The sequence below is a fragment of the Micrococcus sp. CH7 genome (assembly GCF_001595485.1).
GTDB lineage: Bacteria > Actinomycetota > Actinomycetes > Actinomycetales > Micrococcaceae > Micrococcus > Micrococcus luteus.
The window spans coordinates 117,237-130,724 of sequence record NZ_LOSQ01000046.1; the positions used below are offsets into that span (position 1 = coordinate 117,237).

Sequence of the window (13,488 nt, forward strand, 5' to 3'; positions counted from 1 at the left end):
CTGGCTCCGCACCGGAAGGGGGCCCATGACGTCGACCGCACGGTCCCCGCGGGTGTCCCGCCGCGCCGCGCTCGGCCTCGGGGTCGGCGCCCTCGCGGTGGGCGGGGTGGCCGTCGTCACCGACCTGGCCGGCGCGCCCGCCGGGCCGCTGGGCGCCAACGCGACGGCCCTGTACGGCATGCGCAGCTCCACCGGGCACACGTACGCGGCCCTGCCCGGGCGCGCCGGACGCATCGACGTGTACCGGCCGCCGGGCCAGGGCCCGTTCCCGGTCCTCGTGTGGAACGCGGGCTCCGGCTGGCGCAGCGATCGCGGCTACAGCGACGGTGTCGACGTCGCCCGCGGCCTGGTCCCGCACGGCTACGCCGTCGCCGCGTTCTCGGTGCGCAGCTCCAAGCAGGGCACGTTCCCCGCCCAGGTGGAGGACGCGACGGCGGCGGTCCGCTGGGTGCGGCGCAACGCCCCGGGCCTGCAGCTGGACGCGGGGCGGGTGGCCGTGGCCGGCTCGTCGTCGGGCGGTTGGAACGCCCTCATGGCCGGCCTCACGGGCGGACAGGACCTGGACCGGGAGCAGGTGACGCCGCCCGGCCGGGAGGTGCCCGACGGCGGCCACGCGATCCCGGAGGAGGACCGCGTCCAGGCGATCGTGGACTTCTTCGGCCCCACGGACTTCCTGACGATGAACCGCCAGATGCTCCCGGGCGCGTGCGCGGACTACAACCGCGCGAACCGGCTGAAGCACTGCCACCTCGACGACCGCAGCACCAAGTCGGACATGCTGGGGGTGCCGGTCCTGGCCTCGGGCGGCCTGACCCGGCTGGCCTCCCCGATCACGCACGTGCGCCCGGACTCGCCGCCCCTGCTGGTCGTCCACGGGCGCAAGGACGTCACGGTCCCGTGGGGACAGAGCCTCGAGCTGTACCGGGCCGCCGAGGCCGCCGGACTGCGCACCGCGTTCTACTCGGTGGCCGAGGGCGGCCACGACCTGGGCATGATGACCGCGAAGACCCGCAGCGCGGAGGTGCTCCGCACCGGTGTGCCGGCCAGCGCCGTGCACGCCTCCATCTCGTGGTCCGCGGTGGCCTCGTTCCTGGACGCGGTCCTGCCGCGCTGAGGCGGCGGCCGGACCCGCCCCGGCATGGGAAAGCCCGGGAGCACGAGGCTCCCGGGCTTCACATCTGGCGGTGACGGTGGGATTTGAACCCACGGTACGGGGTTACCGTACACAGCATTTCGAGTGCTGCACCTTCGGCCGCTCGGACACGTCACCAGACCAGGACACCCTACCCGAGCCGCGGCGGCGCACCCAAACCGGCCGCCCGCCGTCGTCGGGCGCGGGCGCGTTCAGTCGCGCTGTGCCGCGAAGAACTCCCGCAGCAGCGCCGCGCTCTCCTCGGAACGGACGCCGGCGCGGACCTGCACCCGGTGGTTGAAGCGGGGGTCGCGGACCACATCCAGCACCGAGCCGCACGCGCCCGCCTTCGGGTCCCACGCCCCGAACACGACGCGCGGGATGCGGGCCAGCAGCAGCGCGCCGGCGCACATGGGGCAGGGCTCGAGGGTCACCACGAGGGTGCAGTCCGTCAGGCGCCAGCCGTCGCCCGCCCCGGCGGCGGCCCGCAGCTCCGCCCCGCGACGCAGCGCGAGGACCTCGGCGTGGGCGGTGGGGTCGTGGTGCTGCTCGCGCTCGTTCCCGACGACGGCCAGGACGGTCCCGTCGCCGGCCACGAGGGCGGCACCGATCGGCACGTCGCCGGCCGCCCCGGCCGCGCGGGCGGCCCGGAGGGCCAGGCCCATCCACGCGTGCTCCTGCTCGGCCGTGGGCGCGGGGGAGGGGACGGGGGCGGACACGCGGCCAGCCTAGCGGCGGTGTCGGCGCCCCCGCGGGCACGGGGACGGGCGGAGAGGCGCGCGTGGGCGGTACCGTGGGCGCCATGCGCGTCCACATCGTCGACCACCCGCTCGTGGCCCACAAGCTCAGCGTCCTGCGGGACAAGAAGACCCCGTCCATGATCTTCCGGCAGCTCACGGAGGAGCTTGTGATGCTGCTCGCCTACGAGGCGACGCGCGACGTGGCCATGGAGGAGGTGCGGATCGAGACCCCGGTGACCGAGACCACCGGCTTCCGGCTGGCCCGCCCGCGTCCGCTGGTCGTGCCGATCCTGCGCGCGGGGCTCGGGATGCTGGAGGGGATGACCAAGATGGCGCCGTCCGCCGAGGTCGGGTTCCTCGGCATGGCCCGCAATGAGGAGACGCTGGACATCGTCACCTATGCGGAGCGGCTGCCCGCCGACCTGTCCGGGCGTCACGTGTTCGTCCTGGACCCCATGCTGGCCACGGGAGGCACGCTGATCGAGGCCATCCGCTTCCTCTACCAGCGCGGCGCGGCGCGGGTCACGTGCCTCTGCCTGCTCGGAGCGCCCGAGGGCATCGAGCGGTTGGAGGCCTCGCTGGGCGACGTCGAGGTGGACCTGTACCTGGCCGCCGTCGACGAGCGCCTGGACGAGCGGTCCTACATCGTCCCCGGCCTCGGTGACGCCGGCGACCGGCTCTACGGCCTGGCGGAATGACCTGATCGGACCTCCGCCCCCACCGGGCGGGGACCGTGGTCGTCTCACGGGAGCGTCTCCGGCGGGGACGTCAAGCGGAGCCGCGAATGTGTCGTCCATTTAGTGGACGTCATGGCCCGCTGTGACCCGTCATCATCGCGTCACATGGAATGCCTGGAAGTCGCCTGCATAAATATTCCGCATACGCACTGGTCCTGCGGTGCACTCTCCCCTGTCGAACTATGAAAAGAGTCCCGCGGGTGAGCCGAGTGGCGGCGCGACGCTATTCCGGTCCGCGAATAGTGACGTTGAGCACATTCAGGACTCTTCTTCTCAAATAGTGAGACAAAAGCGCGAACGTTACTTGCCAGTCCCCTCGGTGAAGTCACATTCTTGTCATGTGACGCCTCGTCCGCCGCATCGACCGAGCGGTGGAGGGGCCATGAGCCGAAAGAGGAGTGGTGGCCATGGGTCAGTCCGCCGGATACGTGCACATCTCCGTCCGCAACGCGCAGCGCCGGGCCGACGGCATGTCCCGCCGAGGCCAGGCCCGCGCAGGCCTGCGGCTGGCAGGTGGCACCGACGCCCCCGACTCCCAGACGGCACCGACGCCGGTCCTGGCGCCGAACGGCATCCCGGGTCCCCAGGCGGTGGCCCGGGAGAACGAGGCCCGCGGGTTCGTCATCTACGTGGGCATGGACGAGCTGGCCGCCTCGGCCGCCGGCACCTCCCTCACGCGGCTGGCCAACGAGCTGCGCCACTACGTGGAGTCCCTCGTCCCCGGGGCGGAGTCGCACGCCGCCGTCGCCCTGGCCCCCGCCGGGGCCGAGGGCCGCGACATCGAGGTCGTGCGGCAGGTGCTCGGCGACCCGACCGTGCAGGGCGGCACCCGTCCCGACCTGGCGCAGGCGCCGGCCCCCGTGTCCACGCGCCAGCCCGGTGTGCTGATCGACCTGTCCCGGCGCGAGGTGCAGCTGGACGGCGAGTCGCTGAACCTCACCTTCAAGGAGTTCGAGCTCCTGAACTACCTCGTGGAGAACGGCGAGCGCACCGTCGGCCGCGAAGAGCTGCTCGACGCCCTGTGGCGCAACGCCGACGAGGTGCCCAACGAGCGCACCATCGACGTGCACATCCGCCGACTGCGCGCCAAGCTCGGCCGCCTGGCGAACACCGTGCGCACCGTGCGCGGCCAGGGCTACCGCTTCTACCGCCACCCCGAGGTGGTCGTGTGGGCGGCGCCGGAGTACTGCATCTGACCTGCGCCCGCCCGTGTCCGGCGACGGCCCCCGCTCACCCGAGCGGGGGCCGTCGCCGTAGCCTGGCCGCATGAGCACCGCCGACGCGAAGACCCTGATCGTCCTCCGGCACGCCAAGGCCGGCTGGCCCGACGCGGCCGACGACCATGCCCGCCCGCTCGCCGAGCGAGGCCACGCCCAGGCGCCCGCCGCCGGCGACTGGCTCCGCGAGCACGACCTCGTCCCGGACGCCGTCGTGTGCTCCGATGCGCTGCGCACCCGTCAGACGTGCGTGTGGGTGTGCGAGCGCCTGGGCGAGCTGGCACCCACGCCCTACCTGGACCCGCGGCTCTACGGCGCCGACGCGGCGCGGGCCCTGGCCGTCGTCAACGAGACGGAGGAGACCACGCGACGGCTGCTGGTGGTGGGCCACATGCCGTGGGTGCAGGAGCTGGGCATGCGGCTGATGAGCCTGGACTCGGACCAGGACGCGGCGCTGCGCATGAGCGAGCACTACCCGACGCTCGGGATGCAGGTGTTCCGGGTGGAGAAGCCGTGGGCCGAGCTCGACGGCCGCGACGCCGCCCTGACGCACTTCGTGGTTCCGGGGCGCTGACCTCCGCGGCGGCGCGCGTGGCAGAGGCGCGCCGACATGACGAAGGCCCCGCTCCAGCAGGAGCGGGGCCTTCCGATCGTGCGCCCAAAGGGATTCGAACCCCTGACCTTCTGTTCCGTAGACAGACGCTCTATCCAGCTGAGCTATGGGCGCATCATCCGATCCGCCGGAGCGGCTCGAACTCGTAGAACACTACAGGACCTCTCCGGCGAAGTGCAAATCGACGGTCTGCGGCGGTCTGTGTCGGGGGTGTGGCGGGGGCGCGGCCATGATAGCCGGGCTCGGGTACCATGGCAGGACCGTGCGGCCACAACGATGTGGTGCGCGCTTCGGCGGTGCACGCATCGGAGTGGACGGGACGGAACGGCCCCGGACCCCAATGGGAGGACTCTCCACCATGGCTGACAACGCCACCACCTCGTTCGCGGATCGCGCCCTGGCGGACGCGCCCACGGACTACGCCCAGCTGCGCGAGTGGGTCGCTCAGATTGCAGAGCTGACGCAGCCGGACTCCGTCCAGTGGGTCGACGGCTCCGAGGAGGAGCGCGACCGCCTCGCGGACGAGCTCGTGGCGGCGGGCACCCTGACCCGCCTGGCCGAGGACAAGTTCCCCAACTCCTTCGCCGCGTTCTCCGATCCCGCCGACGTCGCCCGTGTGGAGGACCGCACCTTCATCTGCTCCGAGAAGGAGGAGGACGCCGGCTTCACCAACAACTGGATGGACCCGGCGAAGATGCACGGCATCCTCGACGACGCGTTCACCGGCGCCATGCGTGGCCGCACCATGTACGTGATCCCGTTCGTGATGGGCCACCTCGACGCCGAGGACCCGAAGTACGGCGTGGAGATCACCGACTCCGCCTACGTGGTCCTCTCGATGCGCATCATGGCCCGCATCGGCCAGGACGTGCTGGACAAGATGTCCCGCGAGCAGGCCTTCTACGTGCCGGCCGTGCACTCCGTGGGCGCCCCGCTGGAGCCGGGCGAGCAGGACGTGCCGTGGCCGTGCAACGAGACCAAGTGGATCGTGCACTTCCCCGAGGAGCGCTCCATCTGGTCCTTCGGCTCCGGCTACGGCGGCAACGCCCTGCTCGGCAAGAAGTGCTACGCGCTGCGCATCGCCTCCGTGATGGCCCGGGACGAGGCCTGGCTCGCCGAGCACATGCTGATCCTCAAGCTGACCAACCCCGAGGGCCGGTCCTACCACATCACCGGCGCCTTCCCGTCGGCCTGCGGCAAGACCAACCTCGCCCTCATCGACCCCACGATCGAGGGCTGGAAGGCCGAGACCCTGGGCGACGACATCACCTGGATCCGCGCCGGCAAGGACGGCGAGTTCCGCGTGATCAACCCGGAGACCGGCTACTTCGGCGTCGCCCCCGGCACCGGCTGGTCCACCAATCCGAACGCCATGCGCGCGATCTCCAAGGGCAACTCCATCTTCACCAACGTCGCCCTCACCGACGACGGCGGCGTGTGGTGGGAGGGCATGACGGACGAGGTCCCCGAGCACCTCACCGACTGGCGCGGCAACGACTGGACGCCCGAGTCCGGCACCCCGGCCGCCCACCCGAACTCCCGGTTCTGCACGCCCATCGAGCAGACGGACATGCTGGCCGACGAGTACCGCGACCCGCGGGGCGTGAAGCTGGACGCCATCCTGTTCGGCGGCCGCCGCAAGACCACCGTGCCACTGGTGACCGAGGCCTTCGACTGGGAGGATGGCATCCTCAAGGGCGCCACCCTCTCCTCGGAGACCACCGCGGCCGCCGCCGGCGCCGTGGGCGTCGTGCGCCGCGACCCGATGGCCATGCTGCCGTTCCTCGGCTACGACGCCGGCGACTACCTGGCCCACTGGGTCAGGGAGTCCGGCAAGGCCGACCCGGAGAAGCTGCCGCGCATCTACCTGGTCAACTGGTTCCGCCGCAACCGCGACGGCGGCTTCGCCTGGCCCGGCTTCGGCGAGAACTCGCGCGTCCTGAAGTGGGTCGTGGAGCGCCTCGAGGGCAAGGCCGAGGCCGAGGAGACCCCGATCGGTCTCGTGCCGGCCGCGGGCTCGCTCGACCTGTCCGGCATCGAGGTGTCGGCCGAGGACCTCGAGGACGCCCTCAAGGTCGACGCCGCGGAGTGGGCCGAGGAGAACGAGCTCATCGAGCAGTGGCTCGGCCGGTTCGGCGAGTCGCTGCCCGCCGTCGTGCGCGAGCGCTTCGAGGCGCAGAAGGCCCGGTTCGCCCAGGCCTGAGCCCCGCCGCACGCGGAACGGCCCGCACCCCGTGAGGGGTGCGGGCCGTTCCGCGTTCCGGGGCCGGATCAGGCGGCGAGCCAGAGGTCCGGGCCGAAGATCTCGTAGCGGATGGACGTCGCGGGCACGCCGGCGTCGATCAGCTTCGAGCGGGTGGACTGCATGAACGCGAGCGGGCCGCACAGGATGTAGTGCCCGTCGCGGGGCAGTTCGACGTCGTCGAAGTGCATCACACCCTCGACGGTCGTGACGCCCTCGGGGTCCTGTTCGGGCCGCACCCCGAGGAAGAGGCGGGCGTCACCGTGCGGCAGCGCCGCCAGGGACTCCGTCACCTGTTCGCGCAGGGCCACCGCCTCCCAGGACGCGTCGCCGTGGAAGAAGAGGACCTGGCGGTCCGAGCCCTGCTGGGCGAGGGTGTCCAGGATCGCCGCGGCCGGGGTGATGCCGATGCCGGCGGTCGCCAGGACCAGGGGAGCGGTGGAGTCCTCGTCCTCGAGGGTGATGTCGCCGTAGGGGTTGGACAGCTCGATGACGTCGCCGACCTCCACGCTCTGGATGAGCGTGGGCGAGACCTCGCCGCCCTCGTCCAGCTTCACGGTGATGACGCGCTCGGTGGCGGACCCGGCCTTCTCGGAGAGGGAGTACTGGCGGCACTGGCGCAGGCCGTCCTCGACCTTCAGTCGTACGGACACGTAGCCGCCGGCCTTGCCGCGGGTCTGCGGGGTGTCGTCGGCCGGCTCGAAGCGGAAGGTGACGGCCGCGTTGCCGGTGGGCTCCTTCGCGACGACCTTCCAATCCGTCCACATCCTGTCGTTGGCCTGCTGGGCGTAGAGGCCCTTCTCGATCTTGATGAGGGCGTCGGCCATGAGCCAGTAGACCTCGGTCCAGGCGTCGGCCACCGCGGGGGTGACGGCGTCGCCGAGCACCTCGCCGATGGCCCAGAAGAGGTTCTCGTAGACGATCGGGTACTGCTCCTCGACGATGCCGAGGGCGGTGTGCTTGTGGGCGATGCGGGACAGGACGGCCTCGGGCAGGGTGCCCGGGTTCTCGAGCAGGTGCACCGCGAACTTCACGATGGATCCGGCGAGGGCCTGGGCCTGCTCGCCGTTGCGCTGGTTGGCGCGGGAGAAGACGCCGTCGAGGAGCTCGGGGTGGGCCTCGAACATGTGGGCGTAGAACAGGGGCGTGATCTCCGGCATGTGCTCGGCGACGACGGCGGCGGTGGCCTCGATGACGGGGCGGGACTTCTCGGACAGCACGGGGGTCTCCGTCTCCTCGGTGGGGAATCTTGCGCTGATTTTGCCAGATTACACCCGGCCGTCGCCGTCGGGAACTCGCCCCCGGCTCGTTCCCTCAGTGCGCCACGGGGATCTCCGGCAGGCCCAGCAGCACGGGCCCGCCGACAGGCCCAGCGCTCACCAGATCCCGGATCCGCACGGTGTCGAGTTCGGCGAGGAAGGCCTCGCGTGCGCGGTGCAGGGCGCCGCGCAGGCGGCAGTCGCCGGCGTAGGGGCACGCCACCCCGGAGTCGCGCCCGGCGCAGTCGATCACCTCGTCGCGGCTGCTCAGCGAGCGCACGAGCTCGCCCACACGCTGGTCCAGACCGGCCGCGGCGATCATGGCCCCGCCATGCCGACCGCGCAGCACCTCGATGGTCCCGCGGCGACGCAGCTCGGCGACCGCCTTGATCACGTGGTTGTAGGGCACCTGGATCCGGTCCGCGATCTGCTGGCTGGTGAGCCGTTCCCCCTCGGCGGCCGCGAGCGTCATCAGCACACGCAGGCAGACGTCGGTGTAGGCGCTCAGCTTCATCCCGCCATCATCCCACCGGTGCACGGCGCCGCCGCGCCTGCGGTGTCCGGGCCGGTTGGCATACTGACGCCATGGACGCCACCTCGCACCCCGACGCCGGCCCCCGCCTCCCCGAGACCTCCGTGCCGGGGGGCGACGCCGCGCTGCACGAGGAGGCCCTGGCCGTCCTGCGTCGGCTCGTGGACCGGCCGGACGCGCGATTCAAGGACGGGCAGTTCGAGGCGATCGAGGCGCTCGTGGCCCACCGCCGCCGCGCCCTGGTGGTGCAGCGCACCGGCTGGGGCAAGTCCGCCGTGTACTTCGTGGCCTCCCTCCTGCTGCGCGCCCGCGGCGCGGGGCCCACGCTGATCGTCTCCCCGCTGCTCGCGCTCATGCGGGACCAGGTCGCGGCCGCCGCCCGGGCGGGCGTGCGCGCGGTGTCCGTGAGCTCGGCGAACGCCACGGAGTGGGCCGAGGTCCGGGCCCGGCTCGCGGCGGACGAGGTGGACGTGCTGCTGATCTCGCCCGAGCGCCTCACGAACCCCCGGTTCCGGGACGAGCAGCTGCCGGACCTCGTGGCGCGCATGGGCCTGCTCGTGGTGGACGAGGCCCACTGCATCTCCGACTGGGGCCACGACTTCCGGCCGGACTACCGCCGCATCCGGGACCTGATCGGGCTGCTTCCCGCCGAGGGGCCGCGCGCGGTGCCCGTGCTGGCCACCACCGCCACGGCCAACGCCCGTGTGGTGGCGGACGTGGTGGAGCAGCTCGGCGTCGCCTCCGAGCAGGACGTGTTCGTGCTCCGCGGCCCCCTGGCCCGCGCCTCGCTGCGCCTGGGCGTGCTGCGCATGCCCAGCCCGGCCGCGCGCCTGGCCTGGCTCCTCGACCACCTCGCGGACCTGCCGGGCTCCGGGATCGTCTACGCCCTCACGGTCTCCGCCGCCGAGGACACGGCGCGCGCCCTGCGCGAGGCGGGGCACGAGGTGGTCGCCTACACGGGCCGCACGGACCCGGAGCGGCGCGCCGAGATCGAGGAGGACCTCAAGGCCAACCGGGTGAAGGCCGTCGTGGCCACCTCGGCGCTCGGCATGGGCTTCGACAAGCCGGACCTGACGTTCGTGGTGCACTTCGGCGCGCCGGGCTCGCCCGTGGCGTACTACCAGCAGGTCGGCCGTGCCGGCCGCGGGACGGACCACGCGGACGTGCTCCTGCTGCCCGGGCCCGAGGACCGTCGCATCTGGGAGTACTTCGCCACCGCCTCCATGCCGGACGAGGAGCAGGCGCGCGCCGTGCTGGGGGCGCTCGCGGACCACGGCGGGGCCCTCTCCGTGGCGGCGCTCGAGCCGGCCGTGCGGATCAAGCGCACCACCCTGGAGCTGCTGCTCAAGGTCCTCGCCGTGGACGGGGCGGTCGAGCGGGTGGGCGGCGGCTGGCGCGCCACCGGGCGGGAGTGGACGTACGACGCCGAGCGGTACGCCCGCGTGGCCGAGGCGCGCCGGGCCGAGGAGCGGCTCATGCTCGACTACCAGACCACGGACCGGTGCCGCATGGAGTTCCTGGCCCGCACCCTGGACGACCCCACCGCCGCGCCGTGCGGCCGCTGTGACGTCTGCGCCGGCCCCTGGTACCCGACGGGATCGGACGGGGCGGCGGGGGAGCGCGCGGAGGCCGCCCTGCGCCGCACCGGCGTGCCGATCGAGCCCCGTCGCATGTGGCCCTCGGGCATGGACCGGCTGGGCGTGCCCGTGAAGGGGCGCATCGCGCCCGAGTCACAGGCCGAGGAGGGTCGCGCGCTCGCCCGCCTGACGGACCTCGGGTGGGGCACCGTCCTGCGGGACCTGCTGGACCGGGAGGACGCCCCGGTGCCGGAGGAGGTCCTGCGGGGCGCCGTCGACGTCCTGGCCGGCTGGGGGTGGCGGACGCGGCCGATCGCCGTCGTCGCGATGCCCTCGCGCACCCGCCCGCAGCTGGTGGGGTCGTTCGCCGAGGGGATCGCCCGGATCGGCCGGCTGCCGTTCCTCGGCTCGCTCGAGCACGCGCGCGGCGGCCCCACGGCCGGGCCGGGCGGCAACAGCGCCTACCGGCTCGGGTCCGTGTACGGCCGGTTCGCCGTCCCCGAGGCGATGGCGCAGATGCTGCGCACCGCCCCGGACGCCGGCCGCCACGGCCCCGTGCTGCTGGTCGACGACCTCGTCGACTCGCGGTGGTCGCTCGCCGAGGCTGCGCGGGTGCTGCGCGAGGCCGGCGCCCAGGGGGTGCTGCCGCTCGTCCTGGCCCAGGCCGGATGAGCCGCCGAGGTCAGCGCTCCGCGCGGACGATCGCCAGCACGGCGTCGCGGAGCGCCTCCATGGTGGCGGCCGTGCGGGCCTCGCCGTTGTAGCGCAGGAACGGCTCCGTGTTGGACGGGCGGAGGTTGAACCACCACGTGCCGTCCTGGGCGGCGACCGTGGTGCCGTCCATGCGGGTCACCGTGGTGGCCACCCCGGCGAAGTCCTCGTGCACGGCCTGGCCCTCGCCGACGCCCTCGCCCACGGCGGGGGCGAACTGCGCCACCACCGCGGCCACGGCGGCGTCCTTGTCCGCGACCTGCGAGTTGATCTCTCCGGAGGCCACGTACGGCTCGTACTCCTCGGCCAGCTCGGACAGCGGCTGCTCCTGGCCGCCCAGGGCCGCCAGCACGTGCATGGCCGCGAGCATGCCGGTGTCCGCGTTGAAGAAGTCGCGGAAGTAGTAGTGCGCGGAGTGTTCGCCGCCGAAGACGGCGGACTCGGCGGCCATGACCGCCTTGATGAAGGAGTGGCCCACGCGGGTCTCCACGGCCCGGCCCCCGTCGGCCGCCACGAGCTCGGGGACGGCGCGGGAGGTGATCAGGTTGTGGATGACCACGGGGGTCTGCTCGCCGTCGGCCTTCGCGCGGGCGATCTCGCGGCGGGCCACCAGGGCGGTGACCGCGGAGGGGGAGACCGGGGCGCCCTGCTCGTCGATCACGAAGCAGCGGTCGGCGTCGCCGTCGAAGGCCAGGCCGATGTCCGCGCCGTGCTCCACGACGGCGGCCTGCAGGTCCCGCAGGTTCTCCGGTTCCAGCGGGTTGGCCGGGTGGTTCGGGAAGGTGCCGTCCAGCTCGAAGTAGAGCGGCTCGATCTCCAGCGGCAGGGCGGCCAGCTCGGCGTCGCCGAGGACGGCCGGGGTGGTCTTGCCCGCCATGCCGTTGCCCGCGTCCACCACGACCTTCAGGCGGCGCACCCCCGTCAGGTCCACGAGCGAGCGCAGGTACGCGGCGTAGCCGGGGAGGATGTCCTCCTCCGTCACGGTGCCGGTGGTCTCGGCCGCGGGGATCTCACCGGCGTCGAGGTAGGCCTGGGCCGCGTCGCGGATCTCGAACAGCCCGGTGTCCGAGGAGACCGGCACGGCGCCGGCCTGGGCCATCTTCATGCCGTTGTACTCGGCCGGGTTGTGCGAGGCGGTGAACACCACGCCCGCGGCCTGCTTCACGCCCGCCGCGTAGTAGAGCATGTCCGTGGAGATCAGCCCCAGGGTGACGACGTCGGCGCCGCGGCGCGTGGCACCCTCGGCGAAGGCCGTCATGAACGCGGGCGAGGAGGGGCGCATGTCCCCGCCGACCAGCACGGTCTGACCGGCCAGGCCCAGCACGTCCACGAAGGCCGCGCCCACCGCGCGGACGCTCTCCGCCGTGATGGACTCGCCCACGATGCCGCGGACGTCGTACGCCTTGAAGGAGTCGTGCAGGTCGAGGGAGGGGGTCGAGGTAGTCACCCGACCGATCGTAGTGGACAGCCTGGATACAGTGAGGGCGTGCCCCCGACCACTCCGCCCCCGAGCGCGGGGCCCCCGGCCGTCCCGCCGTCGGGACCCGCGCCGGCCGCTCCCGGGGAGCCCGCGTACCGCAGGCTGCTGATCGGGCTGTTCCTGGCGGGGGTGGCCACGTTCGCCCAGCTCTACTCCCCGCAGGGCCTGCTGCCGCTGGTCAGCGACGACCTGGGCGTCCCCGCGGACCGTGCCGCCCTGCTCGTCTCCGCCAGCACACTCGGCCTCGCCCTGTCGGTGGTGCCGTGGTCCGTGGCCGGGGACCGGTGGGGCCGCCGACGCGCCATGGTGGTCTCGATGGTCTCCGCCAGTGCGTGCGCGCTCACGGGCGTCCTCGCACCCACGTTCGAGGCCATGCTGGGCCTGCGCCTGCTCGAGGGCATGGCGCACGGGGGTGTCGCGGGACTCGCCGTGGCGCTGCTGGCGGAGGAGGTGGTCCCGCACGCGGTCGCGGCGGCCGCCGGCACCTACATCGCCGGCACCACCCTCGGCGGGCTCTCCGGCCGGCTCCTCGCCCTGCCCGTCGCGGAGGCGTCCTCGTGGCGCGGCGGGATGCTGGCCGTCACCGTGGTCGGGGTGCTGTGCACGGTCGGCTTCCTGGCGATCACGCCGCGTGCCCGACGTTTCACGCCGTCGCCCACCTCCCCGGCGACGCTCGTGCGCATCGTGCGCGGTCACCTGCGCTCGCCGGAGCTCGTCGCCGTCTACCTGCAGGGGGCGCTGCTGATGGGCGGGTTCGTGGCGCTGTACAACTTCGTGGGGTACCGCCTGCTCGACCCGCCGTTCTCCTGGACGCCGACGGCGGCCGGCCTCGTCTTCCTCGCCTATCTCGCGGGCACGTGGTCGTCGCCGCGCGCGGGTCGGCTGGCCGCGCGGGTGGGCCGGCTGCCCGTCCTGGCCGGCGCGACGGCGGCCATGGCGGCGGGCGTCGCCCTCACGTCGGTCCCGCATCCGGCGGTGCTGGTGCCCGCCCTCGTGCTCGTGACGGGCGCGTTCTTCGCCGCCCACGCCGTGGCCTCCGCGTGGTCTGGGACGGCCGCCCCCACGGGCCGCGCCCAGTCGACCTCCCTGTACAACTTCGCGTACTACGCCGGCTCGAGCCTCTTCGGCTGGCTGGGCGGCGTGTTCCACGAATCCCATGGGTGGCCGGGGACGGTGCTGATGGTCCTGGCCCTGGTGCTGACCGCCCTGGTGAGCGCCGTCGTCGGGGCGGATGTCAGTGGGTCGACC

General features: G+C 73.2%; 10 protein-coding genes, 2 tRNA genes and 1 pseudogene. 7 read left to right on the forward strand and 6 right to left on the reverse strand.

All coding sequences use genetic code 11. The features are described 5' to 3' along the window. Positions 1 to 25 precede the first annotated feature (25 nt). Positions 26 to 1,114 carry an alpha/beta hydrolase gene (locus AUV08_RS11445; RefSeq protein WP_061867520.1) on the forward strand — a complete coding sequence of 363 codons (1,089 nt, stop codon included), beginning with the start codon at positions 26 to 28 and terminating at the stop codon, positions 1,112 to 1,114. 65 nt (positions 1,115 to 1,179) lie between these two features. Here AUV08_RS11445 and AUV08_RS11450 read toward each other — a convergent pair. Then, positions 1,180 to 1,270: transfer RNA gene (locus AUV08_RS11450), tRNA-Ser, on the reverse strand. A gap of 74 nt (positions 1,271 to 1,344) precedes the next feature. Continuing rightward, positions 1,345 to 1,851 (reverse strand): nucleoside deaminase, encoded by a 507-nt coding sequence (locus tag AUV08_RS11455; protein WP_061867519.1) that lies wholly within the window; start codon positions 1,849 to 1,851, stop codon positions 1,345 to 1,347. Between the two features lie 83 nt (positions 1,852 to 1,934). Between AUV08_RS11455 and upp the strand changes: the two genes are divergently transcribed. The 3 genes from upp to AUV08_RS11470 all read left to right on the forward strand — a co-directional run bounded on the left by upp (position 1,935) and on the right by AUV08_RS11470 (position 4,400). Next, positions 1,935 to 2,570 (forward strand): uracil phosphoribosyltransferase, encoded by a 636-nt coding sequence (upp, locus tag AUV08_RS11460; RefSeq protein WP_010079486.1) that lies wholly within the window; start codon positions 1,935 to 1,937, stop codon positions 2,568 to 2,570. 446 nt (positions 2,571 to 3,016) lie between these two features. After that, a complete protein-coding gene (locus tag AUV08_RS11465; protein ID WP_061867518.1) occupies positions 3,017 to 3,805 on the forward strand; it encodes a winged helix-turn-helix domain-containing protein in 789 nt (262 codons plus the stop codon). A gap of 70 nt (positions 3,806 to 3,875) precedes the next feature. Next, a complete protein-coding gene (locus AUV08_RS11470; RefSeq protein ID WP_002854135.1) occupies positions 3,876 to 4,400 on the forward strand; it encodes a histidine phosphatase family protein in 525 nt (174 codons plus the stop codon). Positions 4,401 to 4,479: 79 nt separating this feature from the next. Here AUV08_RS11470 and AUV08_RS11475 read toward each other — a convergent pair. Beyond that, positions 4,480 to 4,553 (reverse strand) — tRNA-Arg (locus tag AUV08_RS11475). Positions 4,554 to 4,797: 244 nt separating this feature from the next. Between AUV08_RS11475 and AUV08_RS11480 the strand changes: the two genes are divergently transcribed. Further along, the gene (locus tag AUV08_RS11480; RefSeq protein WP_049147908.1) at positions 4,798 to 6,642 is read left to right on the forward strand and encodes a phosphoenolpyruvate carboxykinase (GTP); all 1,845 of its coding nucleotides are present in this window, start codon (positions 4,798 to 4,800) and stop codon (positions 6,640 to 6,642) included. A 68-nt stretch (positions 6,643 to 6,710) separates the two neighbouring features. Here the strand turns inward: AUV08_RS11480 and AUV08_RS11485 are convergent, their stop codons facing one another. Next, on the reverse strand, positions 6,711 to 7,901 hold the full coding sequence (locus tag AUV08_RS11485; RefSeq protein WP_061867517.1) for a globin domain-containing protein: 1,191 nt from the start codon (positions 7,899 to 7,901) through the stop codon (positions 6,711 to 6,713). Positions 7,902 to 7,995: 94 nt separating this feature from the next. Further along, complete coding sequence (locus AUV08_RS11490) at positions 7,996 to 8,454, reverse strand: Rrf2 family transcriptional regulator (protein WP_002858036.1); 459 nt, start codon at positions 8,452 to 8,454, stop codon at positions 7,996 to 7,998. Positions 8,455 to 8,525: 71 nt separating this feature from the next. Between AUV08_RS11490 and AUV08_RS11495 the strand changes: the two genes are divergently transcribed. Beyond that, positions 8,526 to 10,721: a RecQ family ATP-dependent DNA helicase gene (locus tag AUV08_RS11495; RefSeq protein ID WP_061873255.1), complete on the forward strand. Its 2,196-nt coding sequence runs from the start codon at positions 8,526 to 8,528 to the stop codon at positions 10,719 to 10,721. A 10-nt stretch (positions 10,722 to 10,731) separates the two neighbouring features. Here the strand turns inward: AUV08_RS11495 and AUV08_RS11500 are convergent, their stop codons facing one another. Beyond that, positions 10,732 to 12,207, reverse strand: coding sequence for a phosphomannomutase/phosphoglucomutase (locus AUV08_RS11500; protein ID WP_061873256.1), 1,476 nt, complete (start codon positions 12,205 to 12,207; stop codon positions 10,732 to 10,734). 141 nt (positions 12,208 to 12,348) lie between these two features. On the opposite strand from AUV08_RS11500, the pseudogene AUV08_RS11890 reads away from it, so the two are divergent. Then, positions 12,349 to 13,464 (forward strand): annotated as a pseudogene (locus AUV08_RS11890) (MFS transporter); the annotation flags it as partial. Between the last annotated feature and the right edge of the window lie 24 nt (positions 13,465 to 13,488).